The organism is Nostoc sp. (assembly GCF_036917155.1).
In the GTDB taxonomy this organism is placed as follows: domain Bacteria; phylum Cyanobacteriota; class Cyanobacteriia; order Cyanobacteriales; family Nostocaceae; genus Nostoc.
In genome coordinates this window covers 13,740-38,209 of the sequence record NZ_JBALDZ010000179.1, presented here as the reverse complement: position 1 = coordinate 38,209, position 24,470 = coordinate 13,740, and the positions used below count along the sequence as shown (strand labels likewise).

The 24,470-nt window shown below is 42.3% G+C and carries 20 protein-coding genes and 1 pseudogene; 10 read left to right on the top strand and 11 right to left on the bottom strand.

Features of this window, described 5'->3' with window-relative positions; translation table 11 throughout:
• Positions 1–19 precede the first annotated feature (19 nt).
• Positions 20–211, bottom strand: a pseudogene (locus V7K67_RS23950) (tyrosine-type recombinase/integrase); the annotation flags it as partial.
• 56 nt (positions 212–267) lie between these two features.
• On the opposite strand from V7K67_RS23950, the gene V7K67_RS23945 reads away from it, so the two are divergent.
• From V7K67_RS23945 to nblS, 4 genes are all read left to right on the top strand, one after another.
• The gene (locus V7K67_RS23945; protein ID WP_335168702.1) at positions 268–669 is read left to right on the top strand and encodes a hypothetical protein; all 402 of its coding nucleotides are present in this window, start codon (positions 268–270) and stop codon (positions 667–669) included.
• A 425-nt stretch (positions 670–1,094) separates the two neighbouring features.
• Positions 1,095–2,174: a recombinase RecA gene (gene recA, locus V7K67_RS23940; RefSeq protein ID WP_334708417.1), complete on the top strand. Its 1,080-nt coding sequence runs from the start codon at positions 1,095–1,097 to the stop codon at positions 2,172–2,174.
• 314 nt (positions 2,175–2,488) lie between these two features.
• On the top strand, positions 2,489–3,766 hold the full coding sequence (purD, locus tag V7K67_RS23935; protein WP_334731868.1) for a phosphoribosylamine--glycine ligase: 1,278 nt from the start codon (positions 2,489–2,491) through the stop codon (positions 3,764–3,766).
• A gap of 124 nt (positions 3,767–3,890) precedes the next feature.
• A complete protein-coding gene (gene nblS / locus V7K67_RS23930; RefSeq protein ID WP_334731869.1) occupies positions 3,891–5,837 on the top strand; it encodes a two-component system sensor histidine kinase NblS in 1,947 nt (648 codons plus the stop codon).
• A gap of 420 nt (positions 5,838–6,257) precedes the next feature.
• On the opposite strand, the gene V7K67_RS23925 is transcribed toward nblS, so the two are convergent.
• On the bottom strand, positions 6,258–6,626 hold the full coding sequence (locus V7K67_RS23925) for a zinc ribbon domain-containing protein (RefSeq protein ID WP_334731870.1): 369 nt from the start codon (positions 6,624–6,626) through the stop codon (positions 6,258–6,260).
• A gap of 263 nt (positions 6,627–6,889) precedes the next feature.
• On the opposite strand from V7K67_RS23925, the gene V7K67_RS23920 reads away from it, so the two are divergent.
• Positions 6,890–8,257, top strand: coding sequence for an AAA family ATPase (locus V7K67_RS23920; protein ID WP_335168699.1), 1,368 nt, complete (start codon positions 6,890–6,892; stop codon positions 8,255–8,257).
• Positions 8,254–8,982, top strand: a complete 729-nt coding sequence (locus V7K67_RS23915; RefSeq protein ID WP_335168697.1) for a ParB N-terminal domain-containing protein — start codon at positions 8,254–8,256, stop codon at positions 8,980–8,982. The genes V7K67_RS23920 and V7K67_RS23915 overlap by 4 nt, the downstream gene beginning before the upstream one ends.
• A 140-nt stretch (positions 8,983–9,122) precedes the next feature.
• Here V7K67_RS23915 and V7K67_RS23910 read toward each other — a convergent pair whose 3' ends face one another.
• The 6 genes from V7K67_RS23910 to V7K67_RS23885 all read right to left on the bottom strand — a co-directional run bounded on the left by V7K67_RS23910 (position 9,123) and on the right by V7K67_RS23885 (position 15,058).
• Positions 9,123–10,070, bottom strand: a complete 948-nt coding sequence (locus V7K67_RS23910; protein ID WP_334731872.1) for a glycosyltransferase family 2 protein — start codon at positions 10,068–10,070, stop codon at positions 9,123–9,125.
• A gap of 70 nt (positions 10,071–10,140) precedes the next feature.
• Complete coding sequence (locus V7K67_RS23905; protein ID WP_334731873.1) at positions 10,141–11,160, bottom strand: Npun_R2821/Npun_R2822 family protein; 1,020 nt, start codon at positions 11,158–11,160, stop codon at positions 10,141–10,143.
• Between the two features lie 538 nt (positions 11,161–11,698).
• The gene (locus tag V7K67_RS23900) at positions 11,699–12,478 is read right to left on the bottom strand and encodes a hypothetical protein (protein ID WP_334709335.1); all 780 of its coding nucleotides are present in this window, start codon (positions 12,476–12,478) and stop codon (positions 11,699–11,701) included.
• A 214-nt stretch (positions 12,479–12,692) separates the two neighbouring features.
• A complete protein-coding gene (locus tag V7K67_RS23895) occupies positions 12,693–13,529 on the bottom strand; it encodes a CheR family methyltransferase (RefSeq protein ID WP_334731877.1) in 837 nt (278 codons plus the stop codon).
• Between the two features lie 21 nt (positions 13,530–13,550).
• Complete coding sequence (locus V7K67_RS23890; protein WP_334731874.1) at positions 13,551–14,075, bottom strand: hypothetical protein; 525 nt, start codon at positions 14,073–14,075, stop codon at positions 13,551–13,553.
• Between the two features lie 392 nt (positions 14,076–14,467).
• Positions 14,468–15,058 (bottom strand): HD domain-containing protein, encoded by a 591-nt coding sequence (locus tag V7K67_RS23885; protein ID WP_334731875.1) that lies wholly within the window; start codon positions 15,056–15,058, stop codon positions 14,468–14,470.
• Between the two features lie 484 nt (positions 15,059–15,542).
• On the opposite strand from V7K67_RS23885, the gene V7K67_RS23880 reads away from it, so the two are divergent.
• Positions 15,543–16,094 (top strand): DUF2231 domain-containing protein, encoded by a 552-nt coding sequence (locus V7K67_RS23880; RefSeq protein WP_334732642.1) that lies wholly within the window; start codon positions 15,543–15,545, stop codon positions 16,092–16,094.
• Positions 16,095–16,244: 150 nt separating this feature from the next.
• Here the strand turns inward: V7K67_RS23880 and V7K67_RS23875 are convergent, their stop codons facing one another.
• The 3 genes from V7K67_RS23875 to V7K67_RS23865 form a co-directional block, all read right to left on the bottom strand.
• Entirely contained in the window at positions 16,245–16,388 is a 144-nt protein-coding gene (locus V7K67_RS23875; protein WP_334732641.1) for a hypothetical protein, read from the bottom strand.
• 234 nt (positions 16,389–16,622) lie between these two features.
• Positions 16,623–16,757, bottom strand: coding sequence for a hypothetical protein (locus tag V7K67_RS23870; RefSeq protein WP_334732640.1), 135 nt, complete (start codon positions 16,755–16,757; stop codon positions 16,623–16,625).
• 158 nt (positions 16,758–16,915) lie between these two features.
• Positions 16,916–18,058: a BMP family ABC transporter substrate-binding protein gene (locus tag V7K67_RS23865; RefSeq protein WP_334732639.1), complete on the bottom strand. Its 1,143-nt coding sequence runs from the start codon at positions 18,056–18,058 to the stop codon at positions 16,916–16,918.
• Positions 18,059–18,215: 157 nt separating this feature from the next.
• Here V7K67_RS23865 and V7K67_RS23860 point away from each other — a divergent pair, with 157 nt between their 5' ends.
• The 3 genes from V7K67_RS23860 (at position 18,216) to lnt (ending at position 24,215) form a co-directional block, all read left to right on the top strand.
• Complete coding sequence (locus V7K67_RS23860) at positions 18,216–19,832, top strand: acyl--CoA ligase (protein WP_334732638.1); 1,617 nt, start codon at positions 18,216–18,218, stop codon at positions 19,830–19,832.
• A 161-nt stretch (positions 19,833–19,993) separates the two neighbouring features.
• Positions 19,994–22,597: a DNA topoisomerase (ATP-hydrolyzing) subunit A gene (gene gyrA, locus V7K67_RS23855; protein ID WP_334732637.1), complete on the top strand. Its 2,604-nt coding sequence runs from the start codon at positions 19,994–19,996 to the stop codon at positions 22,595–22,597.
• Positions 22,578–24,215, top strand: coding sequence for an apolipoprotein N-acyltransferase (gene lnt / locus V7K67_RS23850; RefSeq protein WP_335168693.1), 1,638 nt, complete (start codon positions 22,578–22,580; stop codon positions 24,213–24,215). Before gyrA ends, lnt begins: the two co-directional genes overlap by 20 nt.
• Positions 24,216–24,470 lie beyond the last annotated feature (255 nt).

Genomic DNA, 24,470 nt, shown 5'->3' with positions numbered 1-24,470 from the left:
ATTTTTTGTGGTATGTAATCTAAAACCCAATCACAGAAACCGCCTTTCGCTTCTGCTCTGGCGTGACCTCCAGATAACGCTGCAACGTCCCCAGGTCGCTATGACCAGAAATTTCCTGAATGGTTCTCAAAGGTATTCCAGCGCTGGACATCTGCGTGAGGGCAGTTCGCCTAAACGAGTGTGTGCTAACTCCTTCTACCCCAATCCGCTCAGGCTCTCACAATTATACTGGAGCATTATTTAGAGGGCAATATTCCGATTGAAGTGATGCCAGAGAACCTCGAACAAGAGGTGAAGCAGCTTAAGGTTAAAACTACCGAAATCGATGGTTTAGAGGCAGCCGTAGCCGAGCAACAGAGGGAATTTAATGATGAGATTAACTCGCTCAGAACAGAAATCGATGGACTACGGCAAGCCTTAATAAACGCGGGATTATCATCTCTCAGAGAGAAGGTAGAGGACATACCCAGAGGCAAAATTAAATTCTCATATTCTGATCATGATGCTAAACAGGGGCTAACCAAGACTGACCTGTGTGAGCGGATAAACATCAACGGCAGTCAAATCAATCAATGGGCTACGATGCTCAACCTAGACCCTCAAGCAGTCGGGGCATCGACTGTTAGGTTAGGTGATGTAAGTCGGGCTACGTCTGCAATCGCTGTTTGAGCCTAGAATCCCCCGAATTTAGCAAAGCGCATTCGGGGGAGTATGTCAAAGCTTGTAGATGAAAATAACGAGGTGTAGTTGCATAGGCTTTGGCGTAGCCTTTCGTAGAGAAGTCCATCGTAGACATCGCTCCTAATTTAGCAACCCCCGCAAATGCTCACAAGTACGGTAGTGTTGTTAGATAATTTTTTCTTTGAAAGCCCTTGCTTACCCAGCCAAAAAAAGCTATCTCTGAATGCAAGTTGGTATCATTGTGCAAAACTACCCTAATCTGGTAGCGATCGAGTTACGATCTTGTCACACCCCTTTTTTGATTTGAGAAGTCCTATTCCAGAATTTTCTGGTTAAAATAGTATATCTGTTCTACTCAAACTCCGAAACCAACACTCCTTAAAACCATATATTAAGAGGCATTAGAGGCAGGAATGGCTATCAACACCGATACTTCTGGCAAGCAAAAAGCACTGACTATGGTGCTAAACCAGATTGAGCGCAGCTTTGGTAAAGGAGCAATCATGCGCCTAGGCGATGCTACCCGAATGCGGGTGGAAACAATTTCTAGTGGAGCGCTTACCCTAGATTTAGCATTGGGTGGTGGTTTACCCAAAGGTCGGGTAATAGAAATTTATGGCCCGGAAAGTTCCGGTAAGACTACAGTAGCGCTACATGCGCTCGCCGAAGTGCAAAGAAATGGCGGTATTGCTGCCTTTGTTGATGCTGAACACGCCCTTGATCCTACCTATGCTGCGGCATTGGGTGTAGATATTCACAATTTGCTGATTTCCCAACCCGACACTGGCGAATCAGCTTTGGAAATTGTCGATCAGCTGGTGCGCTCTGCTGCGGTTGATATTGTAGTTATAGACTCAGTAGCAGCACTAGTTCCCCGCGCTGAAATTGAAGGCGATATGGGTGATGCCCACGTTGGTCTGCAAGCGCGGTTAATGAGCCAAGCTCTACGTAAAATTACGGGCAATATTGGTAAATCTGGTTGTACAGTAATTTTCATCAACCAGTTGCGGCAAAAAATCGGTGTTACTTACGGTAGCCCAGAAACTACTACTGGTGGTAATGCATTGAAATTTTACGCTTCGGTGCGCTTGGATATTCGCCGAATTCAAACCTTGAAAAAAGGTACAGATGAATATGGTAATCGCGTTAAAGTCAAAGTCGCCAAAAATAAAGTAGCGCCACCTTTTAGAATAGCGGAATTTGACATTATTTTTGGTAAAGGTATTTCTACCTTGGGTTGTGTTGTTGACCTAGCAGAAGAAACTGGCATTATTATCCGCAAAGGTGCTTGGTATAGTTACAACGGTGATAATATCTCCCAAGGACGAGACAACGCCATTAAGTATCTAGAAGAAAAGCCTGAATTCGCTGACGAAATTAAGAAACTGGTGCGTGAAAAGTTAGAGAAAGGCGCTGTTGTTTCTGCTAACTCCGTAGCTAAAGCTAGTGAAGAAGATGAAGAGGAAGAAGTCGATTTAGAACCAGAAGAATAAGGAATGTGGATTTATTAATCTGCAATTGCTAAGATATGGTGCGTTACAAAGATAGCTAACGCACCTTATTTTTTCTAAAAATCGAGATTTGGGCATTTTGAAATGCAAGGTTGGGTTTCGTTCCTCAATTTAGCCTTGCCACGCCACTACGTATATTCAAAAATCAAATATGAGTCCTATATTTCTCCTTGCATCTTGCTCCTCAGGCTTTTTAGTCATGAGGGGCTTGCACAAATGGGAGAATTGATGAAAAAATTGATCCGCGAGAGCCGAATCGGGCATTCTCGTTTCGCAAGGGACGCACGAGGAAATCTGTGAAAGTTTTAGTTGTCGGTAATGGGGGGCGCGAACACGCTCTGGCATGGAAGTTGTTGCAATCTAAGCAAATTGAGCAAGTTATCTGTGTACCAGGGAATGGGGGCACAGCAACTATGGAACGTTGCCAAAACTTGCTCTTAGCAGTAGATGATTTTGAAGGCATGAGCCGATATGCTCTAGAACATGGCATAACTCTGGTAATAGTTGGGCCAGAAGTGCCCCTTTCTAAGGGAATCACAGATTACCTCCAAGACAAAGGATTGATGGTATTTGGCCCAGTCAGAGCGGGAGCGCAAATTGAAGCGAGCAAAGCTTGGGCAAAAGCCCTAATGCAAGAAGCGGGGATTCCGACGGCACGGGCTGCGGTATTTACGGAGGCAGCAGCAGCAAAATCTTACGTCAAATCTCAGGGAGCGCCAATTGTTGTGAAAGCTGATGGCTTGGCGGCTGGTAAGGGTGTAACGGTGGCTGAAACTGTTGAACAGGCAGAAAGTGCAATTGATGCAATTTTTCAGGGACAATTTGGCAGTGCTGGTGAATTTGTCGTCATTGAAGAATGTTTGATTGGACAAGAGGTATCAGTTTTAGCGTTGACCGATGGGTTAACAATTAGACCCTTGCTGCCAGCACAAGACCATAAGCGGATTGGTGACGGCGATACAGGAGAAAATACTGGCGGGATGGGAGCATACAGCCCAGCACCCATTGCTACACCAGATTTGATGGCACGTATTCAAACAGAAGTACTAGAAAGAGCGATCGCCACCTTACGAGCTAAAGGCATTGATTACCGGGGTGTGCTGTATGCTGGGTTAATGATTGCACCAGATGGCGACGTGAAAGTTTTGGAATTTAACTGTCGCTTCGGCGATCCAGAAACCCAAGTGATTTTGCCACTGTTAGAAACACCCCTAGAAGAGTTGCTTCTAGCCTGTGTACAACAGCGATTAAGTGAATTGCCGCCCATTGCTTGGAAAGGCGGAGCATCTGCCACTGTCGTTGCCGCTTCCGGTGGTTATCCAGGAGAGTATAAGAAAGGGCAGGTGATTACTGGCATTGGCGAGGTAGAAACAACAGGAGCAACTGTATTTCATGCAGGTACAAAATTGAACCAGCAACAACAAGTAGTGACAGATGGGGGTCGGGTATTAAATGTGACTGGAATCGGAGAAAATTTTGAGCAAGCGATCGCCCAAGCCTACGCAGGGATAAAATATATTCAGTTTGAGGGGATATATTACCGGAGAGATATCGGTCATAGAGTTAGGAGTTAGGAGTTAGGAGTTAGGAGTTATTCCCAATGCCCAATGCCCATTCCCTAACATGTTTGTCAAATTAACTGTTAATTTTTTAGTTGTTGGGCTTTATAACTAAAGATTACTAACAACTTTATTTAAGATGCTAAGTCTGTTAAAAACAATTCGAGATGCGATCGCTAGTTGGTGGTCTGAGTTCACCCTCCAGACTAAACTGCTGGCTGTGGCCACAATGGTAGTTTCGTTGGTGATGAGTGGTCTGACCTTCTGGGCTGTAAATACAATTCAGCAGGATGCGCGGATGAATGACACCCGCTTCGGGCGTGACTTAGGACTGTTGCTTGCTGCCAACGTTGCGCCCCTCGTCGCTGACAATAACCTGACTGAGGTTGCCCAATTTTCTCAACGCTTCTACAGCAGTACCTCTAGTGTGCGTTATATGCTTTACGCTGACGAAAGCGGGGAAATCTTTTTTGGCATTCCTTTTTGGGAAGCCGAGGTAGAAAACTCCCTCACCATTAAACGGCGGATACAACTGCCAGAAGATTACCCTGGTGATGGCGAAAAGCCGATGGTGCGGCAACACACGACCCCAGATGGGATAGTCACCGATGTGTTTATTCCCTTGATCGTCAATAAAAAATATTTAGGTGTATTAGCGATCGGTATCAATCCCAATCAGACTGCTGTTATCTCCACCAATTTTACCCGCGATGTTACCATTGCTGTTTTTATCACAATTTGGGTAATGGTGATTTTAGCAGGAGTGATTAACGCCTTGACTATCACTAAGCCCATTAAAGAACTGCTGGTGGGGGTGAAACAAATTGCTACCGGGAATTTTAAGCAGCGCATTGATTTACCTTTAGGGGGCGAACTGGGGGAGTTAATTTTAAGCTTTAATGAAATGGGAGAGCGATTAGAGCGCTATGAAGAACAGAATATTGAGGAACTGACCGCAGAAAAAGCCAAGCTAGAAACCTTAGTTTCGACGATCGCAGATGGTGCTGTGTTGATTGATAACAACATGCAGGTGATTTTAGTCAACCCCACAGCGCGGCGAATTTTTGGCTGGGAAACTGCTGATGTGGTAGGCTGCAATGTCTTGCATCACTTGCCCCCATCAGTACAGATGGAAATCACTGGCCCATTGTATGAAATGGCAGCAGGCGAATGTGAAAGTGCTGAATTCCGAATTTTTATTAACCAACCCACCCCGCGGACGATTCGCATTCTCTTGACTACAGTACTCAACCTGCAAAGAGAAAGCATTAAAGGTATTGCGATTACTGTCCAAGATATAACCCGTGAGGTGGAATTAAACGATGCAAAAAGTCAATTTATCAGCAACGTTTCTCACGAACTGCGAACGCCTCTATTCAACATCAAAACTTATATTGAAACCCTGCACGACTACGGCGAAGACTTAGCTTTACAAGAACGGCAAGAGTTTCTGCAAACAGTCAACCATGAAACCGATCGCCTAACCCGCCTAGTCAACGATGTTTTGGATTTGTCAAAACTCGAATCTGGTCGCCAGTACAACTTCGATGGCGTAGATTTAGCCCAAGCGATCGAGCAAACACTGCGTACTTACCAACTCAATGCTAAAGATAAAGGTGTTGAACTCATTCAAGAAGTTGCCCCTAATTTGCCGCTAGTATTAGGTAATTACGATCTGTTAGTACAAGTGTTTGGCAATCTGATTGGTAATGCCCTTAAATTTACCAAAGCAGGTGGTAAAGTAGCAATCCGCGCCTACCAACTAGATTTTAAACCCAGCCACACTCAATCTTCTCCAGTGCGGATTGAAATTTCCGATACTGGAATTGGCATCGCCACAGAAGATCAACACTCAATTTTTGAACGCTTCTTCCGCGTAGAAAACCGAGTTCACACCCTAGAAGGCACGGGTTTAGGTTTATCGATTGTCAGAAATATCATCGACAGACATCGGAGTAAAGTCCATCTCGTGAGTGAAGTCGGCATTGGCACTACCTTTTGGTTCGATTTAGCCGCCTTTGAGGAAAAAGCGCCACCAATACAAGTTGAACCTATTGCGGAAGCATCCAAAATCACCACAGCCTGAAGACAAGGGACTGGGTATATCTCGTTTTGATGCTTTTTTTTAATAAAGTTACGATAAAAAGTATGAAAGTTGTCACAAGATAGAGGAATTATGTGATAAAAAACTGTTAATGGCAATTATTCCTCTAAAATCCATTGCGTTAGTCTCATAATGCTCCTCTAGCAAGCTTTAAGCCGCTGTACAGCAAAAAGTTAGTATAGGTATGCAAACTTGTGGAGGGTAATCGAAACCCTCATCACTGAGTTTAAGAGACCTGTCTAACATCAAGCGCTAAGACTAATACCTCACCGCTGTGGCTAAAATAGATCCCCAAAGATCGTCAAAATTTCCAAAAAAGCAAGATTAAGTTTTATTTATCGTTGTACAATCTTTTTACTGATGACTAATCTCCCAGATAAGGGGAGATTGTTTTAAACTCATCTAAGTTACTAGACTGAAGAACAAACAGACCAATAATAAACCCAATAGCAACAGCACAACCTGATTGCGTTTTACCCAAATTTTCACAGTTACTGCAAAACTGTTAGTGTAACGCTGCTGTTCTAACTCTAACTTTGTCTCTTCAATATTTTGGTAGAGGGTACAGTCTTTGGCGTAGGGACGGTGGGGAAAATTGCAAGTATCATCAGCGTGATAGGTGCAGGTGTCGCACAGATACCCGTCCCCAGTGGCGCGGTGCAATGGAATACCGGGATGACCATAAGCTTTGAGTGTTGTCCGGCAATAGGGACAACTAATAGCTTGATTATCAACGAGTTGATGGCAGTGGGGACAAGATACAGTAGCCAAAACCTTTAGCGCAAATAAGTTAAGTAAACTCTTTGATTCTAGCCATTTACAGGGATAATGGGGAAATACATACGTAGCCTATTAATTTTGAATATGGCTAGCTTTCAGAAGTGGCTATTCTATCAGCAAAAGCACTAGTTTTATGATGATTTTTATATTCTTCTAAGTGATATAAATCACTTAAAATCATGAAGGCTATGGCATAATCTAGCAAATATAAGGTTTTGTCTCAAGTCCAATAATTATTTAGAGGTAGAAAAATATTGCCTTTTAATCCTGAGTTGTGTCGTAACGAAAGCGAAGTTGAAAGCAAACTCATAGTGCAATATTTGCTACCGCAGCTAGGTTATACTCCTGAAACCTGGCATCAAGAAGTTGCCATTGGTAGCATTCGCTTAGATTTTTTAGCATTTGCTGCACAAGTGATTCCCTTTGTTTTAGATGCCAACTCACCGCTGAGTGTCGTCATGGAGGCAAAGCATCCCAAACAAAACTTAGATAATCATGTCCCCCGACTCAGGCATTATTTAACTAGCTTGAATGTCAGGTATGGATTGTTGACTAATGGGAAAGAGATTAGAATTTATCAAAAATTACAGACTGATATTAAACTAGTATTTCAATGTTCTGGTAAAGAAGTTGAGACTAAATTAGAGACTATTAAACGTTTAATTGCTAGAGATAGTTTAAAAGAAGGACAGTTGTTAGATAAACCAGAAGTTCAAATAACTGAAAAACATTCAAATTTTGAAATAAAGAGGCAAAATCTAATGAAAACAATTGCGGTTTACCATAACAAAGGCGGCGTAGGTAAGACAACTACTGTAGTTAATTTAGCCGCTGCTATTAGGAAAAAGGGTAAAAAAGTTTTGGTGATTGATCTTGATAGCCAAGCAAATACGACATTTGCAACGGGGTTGGTCAAATTTGATGATGAAGAATTTGATGATATCAAAGATTCTAATATTCGTCATATTTTGCAATCAGAAGATTTTTTCCCTATAGAGGAAGTTGCTAGAAAATCTCAATTCACAAATCCAGAAATTAGTGTTATTCCTTCTCATATTAGTTTGATGAATTATGAAAATGAGTTAATTCAACAAGAAGATAGTAAAATGATGCTTGCTCAAAAACTAGATGCGGTAGCAGAACAATATGATATAGTGTTGATTGATACTCCACCTTCATTAAATCTGTACGCTAGGATTGCTCTAATTACTGCTGACTATCTTATTATTCCTTCTGATCTTAAACCCTTCGCTAATCAAGGACTAATAAACGTTAGGGAGTTTATCAAAAAAATCAATGGATTTAGAAAACAAATAAGAAAGCCTCAAATTGAAATTTTAGGTGTACTAGCTTGTAAAATATCTACTAATAATCAGTTTGTTAAACATACTTTACCTAAACGACTAGAAGCTATTCCAAAACGATATGATTTTGAGGTTATGAATACGGTAATTTATGATAGAGATGATCTAGCAAAATGCGCTGAAAAATTTCTAATTATAGGAGATATGGAGGTCGCTGATCCAATTTCTGTACTAGATTTTAAGCCAGATTCAATTGCCGCACAAGAATTTGAATTATTAGCAATAGAAGTTTTACAAAAAATAGGGTTGACTTCATGAAACTATCTACATCACTTGTTGCTATTAAGAAAATTACTTCTACTGTACCTCGATCAAGTTTTGCAGATGATGATCTAGAAAAAGCAGCAAATCTTATTCTAGAAGCGGCGGGAGTTATTAACCCTATAGTTATTCGTCGCTCAAGTATCAATTCCTTTGAAGTAGTTGATGGACACTTTGAATATCATGCTGCTGCTAGGGCTAGAGAGATAGAGCCTCATAAGGGCGAAATGATTGGAGTATTTATTATTGAGTCTGAAAATGAGGAGATTTTAACAAAGCAGGTTGAATTATTTAGACAGCAAAAAACTGATTCTCCAGATAAAACATCTTTCAGCTTAAAAGATATGGAACAATTTTTAATCAATTTAGAATCACGTTTTGAAAAGATAACAAAGCAACTATTAGAACAAGGAACTGTTAATGCAAAGTTAGAAAATGAAGTCAAAGAGCTTAAAAAACAGATGGCCGATAAGACTGAAGCAATAGAAGTCTTTAAAACACTTAGTCAAGTTAAAATTGTCTCCAAATTACAAAATAGTGGTTTTAATCAAAAGAAAGCTTCTCAGATAGCAGAAATAGTAGAGATTGAACGTAATAAGGAGCAATTCAAATCATTAAATGATGTGGTAGAAAGGATTAAAATACCGCATGGCAAAAAAATGATTAAAGCCATAAGTCCTGAAAAAATGCTTGAAATAGTTGATCAGTGGTCAGAGAAGTAATTAGCTAGACTACATTAACGTAATCTAAAACTCTCTATGACTTTCTCTACTTTTCTGTGTGAGCTATTAACCACTTATAACGACGTACTTGATAGAAAAAATGATACCTGTGGCAGACTGCGTCAACGCATTTCTATAGCCTAACCCCGCACCTGTCGCAGTGCATTAAATGCCTTACCTCGCAACCCAACTGGTAACAACGATAATCCTAAAGCAGTCCAAGCTTTAGGTGTCGAAAAAGACTTTCCTGCTAAAACTAGCTCTCTGCCTTTTTGCGTTTCACCCTTTTCAATTAAACGCAAACCTAATAATAATTGCGTTTCTGTTAGACGATTTTTTCTGATTGTCTCTATTTTTTCAGATTCAAATTTATAACTTTCTAAATACCGGATTTTATCAAATAAATAAGGAATGGCTCGATTTATACCTTGCTGCTCTGCATGATAGCGATATTCCATCAATAATTCTGGTAAGTAATAGCCATTCTTTCCCGCCAAAGCCAGACGCACAAATAAATCATTATCCTCACAATTTTGCAGATTTGGCTGCATATATCCTAATTCTTGCAATGTTGTACGACGAAATAATGTCGCCCCAACTTGAAAGCTTTGCTGAATAAATACAACTTCTAACAAATTATCTACAACACCTGCTGGTAAATTTTTCCTACCCCAGCGATGAGTATTTTCTTGAGTTTTTACCTCATCCCGCACATTGTTAATATCAATTATCCAATGGTCTGTACCAACAAAATCAATGCTAGAGTCTTGAGCAAGAATAGCTGCGGTACTTGCGAGAAAATCGGGTGTGAGCCGATCATCATCATCAAATTTAATAAAATATTCACCGCTGGCTGCATCAAAGCCAGAGCGCATATTATTACTTTTACCAATATTTTGCTGATGACGGATATATTTAATCCGGTGGTCTGTGTACTGTGCCATCAATTCGGGTGTACCATCCTTAGAACCGTCATCACAAACAATTAGCTCAAAGTCTTGTTCAGACTGATTGAGTACACTGTCAATGGCATAAGGGAGGAGATGGACACGATTAAAAGTAGGAATGCAAACAGTAATTTTAGGCATATTATATATTAATATTTTGAGAAATAGAAACTTTAATTACTAATTTAATGCGTCGTCAATAAAGCTATGTTTAGCGGATACTTCTTTGAAGTTTATTCATGGTTTTGTGGAAAAACTTATTAGTTTTTGCAATGATACTAAGTGGTTTTAGCTGTTTTGGTCTTTGTTCTGGCTGTTTGAGAAAGCGATAGTGTAAAAACTCACTTGCATAACGAATATTAACATCTTGACCTTGACATAAATGGGCAAAATCACGAGCAGAATAGCTCATATAATGGATGCGGTGAATTGGTTTTAAGCCATCTTGATTGTAAAGAACATTATTAATATTGACGAAGGGATCTGCATTGGCACAGTTGCCTGTTCTATCTTCACCATTGGGGCTAAGTGTAAAATTAAACAGTGGGCGATCGCAGCGCAAAGTCATATAATTAAACAAAAAAGCATCATCCCACCATCCATGTCGATTAATCCATTCAACTTCCCTATGGGTAATTAATCGCTCCTTCATTATTTCAATTTCTTGAACAGTAAATATCCCTCGTTTAGATCCAAAAAAGCTAGAACAATGCAACTTAGAACGTATATCTGCTTCTGTATACAGTCCAGTTTTTTCTATAACTGAAATATTTAACGCTGCGACACGTTTATCCTTAAGATGTTCCCAATCATCAAAAATAAAATCGGATGTTTCTAGCTTGTCAATTACATTATTGAGTGGCTTCATTGCCAAGCTATCACCGTCATAAAATACAAACTTATCAAAAATACCTTCAAAGGCAACAAACTTTCTTTGTAAATGACTTTTGTACCAACTAGGACGTGATAATTTTGTCTCTTTTCCCCTGGAATGAGCAGCCCAAACCTGATGAGCAAATTCTTCCCAGCGTTGAATTACGTCCCAATTATCAAACAGGATTACATTCTTTCGAGCATTAATTTCTTGCCTAACTAAGTCTAGTCGCTCATCGTATGGAATAATACAAATAGGAATATCTGCGCTAACATTCATCTCAATGCTATTTAGCAAAGCTACTAGTTGGTCATATACCCCATCGTTAGCAAGGGTGTAAATACCGAAAGAATCCATTTTGATAAATCCTTTTTATCTTTTAGTTACTGAGTAACGCAAATAATATTATCGTGAGTTCCTAAGCTATTATTCCCAGATAATTAATTTCGATTAAAATCACAGCCAACAAATTTTCAAACAACCTCTAAACTAGATATAGGTCAGTTTGCTGGATTTGTATTATTTTCAGCTTACTACCTGTCCCTTTCCTTATTCCAGACTCAGGTTAGTTACTTACTTTTTCTCTTTAAGAGAATCGTACAAAATGGTGCGTTACGCTAACGCGGTAACACACCCTACTGGCGTGGTAAGCTTAAAATAGTACATTGTAAGAGGTTGGGTTACGCTCCACCCAAGCTACAATTTTTTTGCAACATTTTAGCCTTGCCATGCCACTACAGTTTAAACCCCAAAATTACGAATTACGTTAGCGAGTCATCGTACCCTTATAGGGATCTTGCTACGCTTTTAGGGTCTGTCTGCGACACGCTGCGCGAACGTAGAGAGTCGTCATTACGAATTACGAATTAGTTAAAAGGTTTCCTGGTGCAAGGTGTTAAACTAAATAACTCGTATTTGGTACGATCGCAAAAAAAGCATACTCATACCAAGCAGTCCAAATAAAACTGCGAATCCATCGCTGACGCTTTTCGGGACTCAATTCATATTCAAATGCCCCACGAGATACATCAATGGAAGATAGGTGCGAGTTACAACCGCAGCCGTGCTGATAAGTAAAACCGTATTTGGAAGCAATACTTTGTACTTTCATTTGGATAGCAAATACCTTACCTGCATGGAGTATGGCATCCCAAGCACGTTTGTGTTCGATATCGCGTTGATCAAATCGTAAGGCACGTTCTTCAAAAACATGATCGCGGTAAATTGGTGCTAAATGCACATGATAGAAGCTGGCAGGTAGCTCATAACCAAACTCATTGAACAAATCTATGCCAATGTGAGCTACTTTTACTTCATTAGCATATTCTGTCCCTTTTGACTCCACATCATGAAGAATTTCTGCAAAGTTCGGATAGCTATGTTTGAGAAAGTCTTGCCCAAAAAATTCTAGGGTTTCCCATGCCAGTTGAGCGAATAGCTGGGAGAATGACGGTATTAAGTGAGCTAGTTGGGGGCGATCGCTAAATAAGTCAACATCACCATGTTCTAATTTATACAAGAACAACTGTGCCATCTCAACATAGCTTTGGGGTTGGGAAAGTCCGACACTCGTGGTTTCTCTAGCAATGTCTTGCCATGTAGAAGGTAGTTGAGAAACATGAACCGCATTTTCTCCAGCAATGACTGCAACAGGAGGACATTCGAGAAGCTGCATCGACAATCTCCTTTTTTAAGACTTTAATGTGTAATTTACCTTAAGCGATCGCTTAATCTGTCTTCTGAACACAATAAAAAATGTTTGACAGACTGTCTTTTGACAATGAGCGCAATTTTATTTCTAATATTTTTTGGTGTATTGGGCATTGGGCATGGGGCATCAATTATTTTACGAGCATTCATAACTCATTTCCCTACTCAAAGCATTCTCTTCAATTACCTGCTATTTTCTTATATATTTTCTCACCCTTGATAATCTCTTCATAGTACTGCTCGTAAGAGGTGAATCTGATAGATTCTTGTCTTCCTAAACCCAAGATACCAAAGGTGCAAAGGCTATTATAAAACAGTTCATGTACTCGTTTTTGCAGTACCTGATTAAAATAGATGAGGACGTTACGACAAAGAATGACATTAAACTCATTAAAAGAACTGTCAGTTGCTAAATTATGCTGGGCAAAAACAATGTTTTCTCTTAGAGATGCTCGAAAAATCGCGTTATCATAAGCTGCGGTATAATATTCTGAGAAAGACTTTTTGCCACCTGCTTTCAGATAAAGGTGAGTATATTCCTGCATCAATTTCAGCGAGAAAATCCCACTTTTGGCATTTTGTAATACCTTCTCATTCGTATCAGTGGCATATATGCGGCAACGGTGGTAAAGTCCTTCTTCTTGCAGTAAAATTGCCATTGAGTATACTTCTTCACCAGTAGAGCAGCCAGCGTGCCAGATGCGAATAAATGGATAGGTTTGTAAGAAGGGGATGACTTGATTTCTGAAGGTGTTATAAAAGCTGGGATCGCGAAACATTGATGTAACATTCACCGTCAGAGCAAGCAAAAATCGTTCCAAATAGGCACGGTTGTGGAGTAACCGCTCTTGTAATGCAGAAACATTTGCTAATTCCTCTAAGTGTATGAAGCTCTGAATACGGCGCTTGAGTGAGGAAAGAGCATAATTACGAAAGTCATAACCATAGTACTGATATATCCCTTCCAAAAGCAGATGTATTTCTATGTCCTCCAAGATTGGTTTGGGCAGAGGCATAATATTCATAATTCATAGGTTTCAGTTTAACCGAATGGCTGTTACGACTAAAATAGCGATCGCTGTTATTGAAATCCCAGCTAGCCATCTAATCTGATAGCGCAGATTTTGAATCTCTTGGCTGAGACTTTCTGTCTGTGGTATAGAATAAGGTTCTAGTTGTACAACTTCGATAGCTACTTGTTCGGGCATATTTTGGGGCTTTTCAAAAGCAACCTGCGTATGTAGCCAATTAGTAATCAATTGGGGACAGTTCTTTTTAAACCAATTTAAAGCTATGGTTCTAAAAACTGGTTTTGACATTCGGGCAATTAATTTCATCACCCTGTTTAAGGGCTTCAGGCGAAGCTTTTGATTGATCAGATTCACTGAACCAACATCATAAAGGCAATCCAGAATTAGTTTCACAGTGGCTTCTTCACTGTTAATCAAGTTTTGCAGTAAAAGCAGAACATCATGCATACGCTCTGCTTCCATATACTTTTCTGTCAAGCTTTCTGGAGGACTTACGGTTGGATTTAGGGTATTTTGTCTTACTATCGTCATATTGGTAACATAGCAGTCAGAATAATGTCAGTACACCTATCTACCGGGAGAAAGATTTTTTATCTAGAGAGAGAACCTAAAAGCCAAAATTCGTTCCAAAATTTATTTGTAAGAGACATGACTATATCGTGTCTGTAAAAAGGATATTTGTCTAGTTCATTACCAAGAAGGGGAAAAGGGGAAAGGGAAAGGGGGAAAGGGTAGAAATAAAGAACTTTTCCCCACAGGGTATAAAGCCCCTGTTTTTAAATATGGAGAACAAGAAAAGAAGATTTTTGAGACACGTAGTGTGATAAAAATCAGCGTCCATGCTTGAAACCCCTGCTTTTAAGTATGGGGTTCCCTTTCCCCTTTCCCCTTTCCCCCTTTCCCTTTCTTCATGAATCTTTTATCTAATTCTGGGTAAATAAATTTTTTGATTGAGATGCTAATAGTTCAACTTGTGCAACTACCCGTTCTAATTCCTCAATAATTAGCGTGATTCCAGTCTTTCTGAAGGCATCTACAAGCGCTCGATAATACCAAAGAGTGCCTTCTTTACGCCCCTGAAAACGTTCCCAGAGCGAATCGCCCAAAACACGATAATCTTTGAGAATGGACTGGGCGTTGTAAAGCTTATCTGCTGATGATACGAGCAGAACTGATGGGGAAGCGGTAGGAATATGAGCGATGTAGGCTTCCTTGCGCTGTCGCCAAGGGGGTTTGGGAGTTGTATCAGCATCAGTACAACCATCTACAATTGCTGTTACATTGTCACCAAAGCGACGGCGAATTTCTTCTCGTGTTGCGGCCCCGCCTTGATCTTCGATCGCATCGTGTAAGAGAGCTGCGATCGCTTCATCTTCATTTGCTCCGTATTCTAAAGCAATACTAGCGACACCTAATAAATGGGCAACGTAGGGTACACCTGAACCTTTACGAACTTGGTTAGCGTGTAGTTCAGTGGCGTAGATAAGGGCTGCGGTAAAACGTTCTGAGAGCATTGTATAAAAGGAGTTAAATGTCAGGAGCGGAGTCGCTCCGCCTGCGGTAAGAATTCAGGAGAACTCTACCAATTAAAAGGTTTGTGTCAATTTTATAACAAAATGTTCTAGCTACAGCAATATTAAGCGGTGAAGATTTTGTGCCTGGGTTGATGTTGCCTTTGAAAAAATGATTGTAAAAGCAATGTCTACATCTGCTTATATACGCACTTTCTATCAATTAAAATAAAATGCTCTCGTTATACTTTTAGATAGACAAAATTTAAATCTGTATTACATCGCTAGATAGATAAAAATCTGATGGTATTTGATTAAATTAGTACTGTCAGATAGTCATAAGCTAAAAGAGCAAGTACTGAAAAAACGGCAGAAAAACAAAATACAAAATATATAAAAAATAGGTAAAGAAAGCTTGCAACCGGAAGCTGATGTTGAATAGATTCCTGCTGATTAAGATAACGCTAGTAAATTTAGGATACTAATAATGGAAACTACAGAAACAACGCCAACAAATTCAACACCTTTCCCAAATATTCCACCAATTATTGAAAGTAACGATAGTGAGTATCGTGATAGCGGTGTACCTAGCACAGTTGCGATCGCAGGACATCCCTTGCATCCCCTGAGTGTGATCTTTCCCATAGCCTTTTTAGCCGCCGCCTTGGGGAGTGACATCGGCTATTGGTTAACTGGTGATTTCTTTTGGGCCAGGGCTTCGTTATGGTTAATCGGACTTGGATTAGCTGGAGGTGTCCTTGCAGCAGCGATCGGTCTTAGCGACTTTTTGAAAATTGAACGAGTCCGCAAACATACTGCCGGTTGGGTGCATTTAATACTTAACGTTTCTTTGCTAGTTTTATCACTCGTCAACTTTCTCCTACGCTTGGGTGACGCTGAATCCCGAATACTACCTTGGGGACTGTTACTCTCGCTTGTTGTCGGTACGCTGACTAGTATTTCTGGTTGGTTTGGTGCTGAACTCTCTTATCGCCACAAAATCGGTGTAGTGGGCGCAGGTAGCAGAAGATATCCTTAACTATAGCAATCCGATTTGATTCCTGAATCACTCGTAGAGAAGGGGGTTTCCCCCATGAGCAACTGGCGCGCGAATTCCATTCGCCAGGGCAGGCGTGTTTTTACACTCATTGAGATGCTCCCGAATCGCTCCTTCTGCCTCCTGCCTCCTTCAATGAAAATATTCGTTCTCAAGTATAGACATAATTACTAACGAATGGAATTTTGTAGCGATCGCAATTGAACCTATCCAATTATGCCAGATGTCAATCGTTGACTTGGTTAAGGGAATCGGCACGGCTGACTTCCAAGCCATAGAACTTTTAGAAGGACTGAAAGTTTAGCTAAGTTAAACGCTACTAGAGTAGTGATTGCCCATCGTCTCAGTACAATTCGCAATGCCGATCGCATTTATGTAATAGACGCTGTATTAGACATCTCCAGAAAAGGCGTAGGGACAATACCCTGCGGGAAGCCGCTCCTCATATCTTGCACCTAGCCCTGGCGATTAGAAATCGCGGCTATACAAACTCTCGTCCGCCTACGCGGACTAATGCAAAATCAAGGTTTTCAACCCGCGCAGGCGGGTTTTGCCTGTGTAGCCGCGACTTCCAGTCGCCTGGTGCAAGATATCAGGCTCCGCGTCTACATGAATTTTCCCTACAAAGGGTTTCAGGTAATGCATATTTAATTTTCACTCCTATGTCTAATGCTTAATTTGCCCCCGCCATTTTTGAACTAGGCACTAGGGATAAGAAAAATTGTAGGTTGTGTGAAGCAAAGCGCAACCCAACAAAACCCTGGAAATATTGGGTTTCGTTCCTCAACCTGTTATGTAGCGTACTAAGATTTACCTTTAGGAATTGACCCTTCAATTCCCTCAACATACCAATCCATCGCTAGTTGTCCCCGATCATCCAACACTTTACCCTTTGGCACTCGCACTACCCCTTTTTGGTCTTTCACCGGGCCATTAAAAGGGTGTGCAGTACCCTGAATAAACTCATCGCGCTTCGCATTCACTAGTTGTTGCACATCAGCCGGAATCGCCTCATTCATTGGGGAAATATCCACCATTCCTTGAGCAATACCATCCCAAACATTTTGAGACTTCCAAGTATTACTCATTACAGCCAAGGCTTTTTCTGTATAGAATTTGCCCCATTTATTAATAGCTGATGTCAGGTGGGCTTTTTGACCAAACTTACTCATATCAGTGTTGTAGCCAAAAGCATAAATACCTTTTTCCTCAGCCAATTGGACAACAGCACTAGAGTCGGTATGCTGCGTCAGTATATCTGCACCTAAATTGACCAAAGCTTGAGCTGCTTCTCTTTCTTTAGCAGGATCATACCAACTTTGCACCCAAAGCACCTTAACTTTTGCTTGGGGATTTGTTAACCGTACTCCTTGAGTGAATGCACTGATTCCCCGGATTACTTCTGGAATTGGGTATGCGCCAATAAAACCAACTACATTTGATTTTGTCATCTTACCAGCAATCATGCCGGTTAAGTAACGCGGTTCTTCAAAACGTCCCAGATAAGTGCCAACATTGGTAGCACGTTTGTATCCTGTACAGTGTTCAAAGACAACATCACTAAAGTCCTTGGCAACTTTAATTGTTGGGTTCATGTACCCGAAGGAAGTTGTAAAAATCAACTTATTACCATCTAATGCTAATTGGCGAATCACCCTTTCAGCGTCAGCACCTTCTTTGACATTTTCAACAAAGGTAGTTTTTACCTTATCTTGAAGATTGGCTTCCATATCTCTGCGACCCAAATCATGGGCATAAGTCCAGCCAAAATCACCCACAGAGTCCACATAAACAAATCCCACCTTGAGAGGTTCATTTACCGTCACAGGCGACGCTGAAGGAAACGCCTCAACCGGAGATTTAGAATTTCTGCCTTGAATACAACTAGTTAAGGCAAAGCTAGATCCTGCTAAAGTGACATACTTTAGAAAATTCCGACGATCCATATTTTATCTATGGGGTTTAGTTGGTGAAAAAGATTTTTCTGATTTCTAGTCACGACAGCCACACTCCACACTATTGACTTAATTTTAGCTCTTGTTTTTTGCCTTAAACTTACTAAACAATGCCCCATGCCCAATTTTATTAATCTGGAGGTTTTGAATGAATTTATTTGAGCTTTTAGTGGGGGAAGACAATCATCCAGCGCTAATTACGCCTGAGGGGCGATCGCTAACTTATCAGCAATTGCGCGACAATGTTGTTGGACTAGTATCCCAACTTAACAGCTTTGGATTGAAACGGGGAGAACGTATTGCCATTGCTATGACTAACGGTTCACCAATGGCGATTACCTTTTTGGCTGCTGCTTTATGTGGCACTGCTGCACCCTTAAATCCCAAATACAAGCAAGAAGAATTTGCCTTTTACTACCAAGATACCCAAGCAAAAGCACTGATTACGTTATCTGAGGGGCCAGAAGCAGCCATTGCCGCTGTCACACCCAATATGATACTGATTAATGCCAAGGTAAACACTGACGGCACATTAAGCTTTGAACTGGGGACTGGGGATTGGGGATTGGGGGCTGGGGACTGGGGATTGGGGGCTGGGGATTGGGGATTGGGGGCTAGGGACTGGGGATTGGGGGCTGGGGATTGGGGACTGGGGAACTCGGGGTCCCCTCTGGGGATAAGGGGTAATGGGGACTGGGAAAATTTGGTTGGGGACGATGATATAGCAATGATTCTCCATACTAGCGGCACTACTAGTCGTCCCAAGCGTGTGCCAATTCGTCATCGCAACTTAATCGCTTCAGCTAACAACTTTATTGGTGCTTATTCACTCACAGCCGCAGATACCACACTTTGCCTAATGCCCCTGTTCCATATTCACGGATTGGTGGGCTGTTTGCTGGCAACTCTGGCATCGGGCGGTACACTAGTTTGTCCCAATGGTTTCAATGCCCTGGAGTTTTGGAAACTGGTAGATATCTACAAACCCACCTGGTACTCCGCAGCGCCAACTATGCACCAGACAATTTTGGCACGTGCTAGCCGCAATACAGAAATTGTTAAAGCTAATCGCTTTCGTTTTATTCGCTCTAGTAGCGCTTCTTTGCCCCCGATTATCATTGAACAGCTAGAGGCAACTCTGAATGCTCCTGTGGTAGAAGCCTACAGCATGACTGAAGCATCTCACTTAATGACCACTAATCCCCTACCGCCAAAAGTCAGGAAACCGGGTACTGTAGGTTATGGCTTTGGTGTGGAAGTGGGGATTATGGACTCTGAAGGCAACTTATTATCTCAGGGAAGCTTGGGTGAAGTGGTGGTAAAAGCACCCAATGTTATAGATGGCTACGAAAATAATCCAGAAGCTAACGCCACTGCTTTTGTAAACGGTTGGTTCCGCACAGGGGATCAGGGGACTGTGGATGAAGATGGCTACCTCCGCTTGACTGGACGGATTAAAGAATTGATTAACCGGGGTGGGGAAAAAATCTCTCCCTTAGAAGTGGATGATGTCTTGCTGCGTCATCCCGCTGTCGCCGAAGCCTTAGCTTTTGCCGTTCCCCACAAATCTCTAGGAGAAGATATCCACGCTGCCGTGGTTTTGAAAGCAGAAGCTAGCGAAAAAGAACTTTTAGCTCACTGTTCAACCATGCTGGCAGACTTCAAAGTTCCCAAGCAAGTTCACATTTTGGAGCAACTACCTCGTGGTGCTACTGGGAAACTGCAACGGTTGGCGATGGCGAAATTGCTGAATATTGGAGACTAGGGAATGGGACAAAGACGGCGCTACTGCCACCCAGGCAATAAAAAGCAATATATGCTAAGATTATATCAAAATATAGCAATTATTCAAGAGCAATTTAGAATAATTTTGCGCTTTGTTGAGTAAAAAAGCTAAAATCTACGATTTTTGGAGATTTTTAGGTTATGACAACCTCACAGGAGAGGATTATCCCGACAGACTTGCGAAACGAAATGTCGCAGTCTTATCTGGAATACGCCATGAGCGTGATAGTGGGTCGGGCGCTGCCAGATGCCAGGGATGGTCTAAAACCTGTGCATCGTCGCATTCTCTACGCAATGCACGAGCTAGGTCTGCTCCACGATCGCCCCTTTAAGAAATGCGCCCGTGTGGTGGGGGAAGTATTAGGTAAATATCACCCCCACGGCGACACAGCAGTGTATGATGCCTTGGTGCGGATGGCGCAGGATTTTTCCATGCGATCGCCCCTAGTGAACGGGCATGGTAATTTTGGTTCGGTAGATAACGATCCGCCTGCCGCCATGCGGTACACAGAATGCCGCTTGCAAGCTTTAACTAGCGCTGGTCTACTCCACGACATCGAATTAGAAACTGTAGACTTTGCCGATAACTTCGACGGTTCCCAACAAGAACCCACAGTCTTACCAGCACGGATTCCCCAGTTATTGCTCAACGGTTCCTCTGGCATTGCCGTGGGCATGGCCACCAACATTCCCCCCCACAACTTGGGCGAATTGATTGATGCTTTGGTGGCTGTAATCCACAATCCAGAAATCACCGATATCGAATTAATGCAGTATGTCCACGGCCCAGATTTTCCGACTGGGGCGCAGATTTTAGGAACATCTGCCATTCGCGAAGCTTACACTACAGGGCGTGGTTCCATCACCATGCGTGGTGTCGCTAACATTGAAACCGTTGAACAACGGGGACGACCAGATAGAGAAGCAATTATCATCACCGAATTGCCCTATCAAACCAACAAAGCGGCGCTAATTGAGAAAATCGCCGAAATGGTGAACGAAAAGCGGCTAGAGGGCATCGCAGATATCCGGGATGAAAGCGATCGCGACGGGATGCGAATTGTCATCGAACTCAAGCGTGATGCTTATCCCCGCGTCGTGCTGAACAACCTTTACAAGCAAACGCCACTGCAAGCCAACTTCGGCGCGAATATGCTGGCGCTGGTGAATAGCGAACCCCAAGTACTCACCCTCAAGCAGTTCTTAAGCGTATTCTTGGATTTCCGCATCGAATCCATTGCCAGACGCACCCGCTACGAACTACGCAAAGCCGAAGAACGCGACCATCTCCTCCAAGGGTTATTAATTGCCCTGGCTCAGTTAGATCCAATTATTGTCTTGATTCGCCATGCTCCCGATGCACCCACAGCTAAAGGCGAGTTAATCACAACTTACGGACTCTCAGAAGTGCAAGCAGATGCGATTTTGCAAATGCAATTGCGGCGCTTGACTGCCTTAGAAGCAGACAAAATCCGTCTGGAACACGATGAATTGCAAGCGAAGATTACCGATTTGCAGGATATTTTGGCCCGGCGCGAGAGAGTGCTAGAAATCATTGAAACCGAAGTTGGGCAACTCAAAACTAGCTTTGCCACACCTCGGCGCACGGTGATTTTACCAGGGGAAGGGGAATTAGATGACCGTGACCTAATTGCCAATGAAAAAGCAATAATTTTAGTGACAGAGCAAGGCTACATCAAACGGATGCCAGTCAACACCTTTGAAGCTCAAAGCCGTGCTACCAGAGGCAAGGCCGCAGCCAAGGTCAAAGATGATGATACCATTGAGCATTTCTTAACTTGCTGCGATCACGACAGTATTTTATTTTTTAGTGAACGTGGTGTCGTTTACTGCTTAAGAGCTTATCAAATTCCAGCGAGTTCGCGTACCAGTCGCGGGACACCAATCGTCCAAATGTTACCGATTCCCAAAGAGGAAAAAATCACCTCAATTGTACCGGTTGACGAGTTTAGCAATGAAGAATATTTGGTTATGCTCACTAAGGGCGGCAATATCAAGAAAACCGAATTGACAGCCTTTAGTCACATTCGCGCCAATGGCTTGATTGCTATTTCCTTAGAAGAAGGCGACCAACTCCGCTGGGTGCGGCGTGCGAGAGTCGAGGACAGTGTAATCATTGGTTCTCGTAACGGGATGGCGATTAACTTCCGGTGCAACCACGAACAACTGCGTCCTTTAAGTAGGGCGACTCGTGGGGTAAAAGCCATGAAACTCAAAAATAAAGATGAACTAGTGGGTATGGATATTCTGCCCGCAGCAATTCTTGAAACTTTGGATGTTACAGAAGCCGAAATTGAAGATATCGAAACAATCGAAACAGAAGATATCGAAATTACCGAAATTAATGAAGAGTCCGCAGAAGTGCCTAGCAGTGGCGTTGTTGGCCCTTGGGTGTTGGTAATTACAATGGGAGGATATGGTAAGCGCGTACCTGTTGCCCAGTTCCGCCTGCAAAATCGTGCTGGTCAGGGTTTAATGGCAACCAAGTTCAAAAACCGTAAAAACAAAGATAAGTTGGCAACCCTACGCATTGTCAACAACGATGATGATGAAATCATGATGGTGACAAATCGCGGTATTATCATCCGGCAAGCAGTGAATGCGATTTCTATTCAATCGCGATCGGCGACTGGGGTAAGAGTGCAGCGTTTAGATGAAGACGACGCTATTACCGGAGTGGCAATAGTTCCACCTGATGCTGGCGATGCAGAAGAAGCAGAGTAAAAAGCAGGGGGAGCCAGGGAGGCAGGGGGAGAGGTTAACCGCCTTACTCCCTTACTTGATTGCCTTAGCCAGTGGGATTTTAATGGGATTAACCGTCGCTCCAGTGGGTGCATGGTTCTTGGCTTGGATTGCCCTAGTTCCCTTATGGGTATTAGTTGTTACTTACTCCAAACGCAAAAACCAATCCCCCCCTGCTCCCCCTGCTTTCCTCTGGGGTATCGGTTATCACGGTATTGCCCTATTTTGGATTACCGGAATTCACCCAATGACATGGTTGGGCGTTCCGTGGTTGCCGAGTTTGGCAATCACCCTTTTTTGTTGGGGATTTATCAGTGTATTGGGAGGGGTATTCGTTACTATTTGGGCAGCTGTAATGGTTCGCCTGGGCGGACAAAAACCGTGGCTACGTATATTGATTGGTACAGCCGTTTGGTGCGGTTTAGAAAGTCTGTGGAGTGCCGGTCCTCTGTGGTGGAGTTCCCTGGCTTACACGCAAAGTCCGCATAATCTCGTAATTGTACATCTGGGGCAACTCTCTGGACCTAATACTGTGACAGCGGCAATAGTTGCTGTTAATGGATTAATTGCTGAAGGATGGACGAACCGCCAAGACGCCAAGAGCGCCAAGATTTCCTCTGTGTCCTTTGCGCCTCTGTGGTTCGTTAATAAATACTTAGTTACCGCCACAGGATTATTAATTAGCTTACACCTCATAGGTTTTATCTTATATAGCCGCCCCATCGCTCAACCTCCAGAAGCAGCCTTGAAAGTAGGGATTATTCAGGGTAATATCCCGAACCGACTTTTACGAAGTTCTGAAGGGTTTCGTCGCGCCCAAGAAAATTACACCAATGGGTATCTAACTTTAGCAAATCAAAGTGTAGATGCAGTCCTCACCCCAGAAGGAGCCTTACCTATTTTCCAACGTGACTTGTTGGGAACTGCCTTAGTCGCAGCAGTGAAAGAAAAAGGCGTAGTTGCTTGGATTGGGGCTTTTGGCGAACGGGGAGACAGCTATACAATTAGTTTGTTTACTTTCAATGGTAAAGGTGAAATTGTTAGCCGCTACGATAAAGCCAAGCTAGTACCTCTGGGAGAATATATTCCCTTTGAAGGAATTTTAGGCGGAATAGTTCAACGCTTGTCGCCTTTGGATGCACATCAAGTTGCTGGTTCCGCAAATCAGCTATTTGACACTCCTTTTGGTCGAGCGATCGCTAGTATATGTTATGAATCTGCTTTTCCTGAACAATTTCGCCGTCAAGCGGCGGCAGGTGGGCAATTTATCCTCAGTTCTTCTAACGATGCCCATTACACTGCATCAATGCCATTCCAGCATCATGCACAGGATATCATGCGGGCTATTGAAACTGATCGATGGTCAGCACGGGCAACTAATACCGGATATTCAGCCTTTGTAAATCCTCATGGTGGAACTTTGTGGATATCTGGATATAATACCTACGAAACTCATGCTGAAACAATTTATCGGCGACAGACACAGACTTTATATGTGCGTTGGGGTGATTGGTTAACACCGTTGTTGTTGATCTCCTCTGGAGGTACTTGGCTGGTAATTAGCGGTATAAATAAATTCAGTAATTTTGGAAAACCTTAGTGTATTGAGTCTTTGGTGTGATTTTGTCCAGACTTGAACAATTAGCGATCGCTTAACTACTTAATTTTACCCTTGCCAGTAACTCAAAAGTTGAGCAAGGTAGAAGTACGGAATTTCCCTTGGAAAGCTAAATCCTGGACATTCATAGCTACTCATTGCAACCACTTTTGAGGCTTTTTCCAAATGAATAAATTACTGATCGGAATTGGTATGTTTTTAGGAACTACTATTGGCAGTTATATCCCGATATTATGG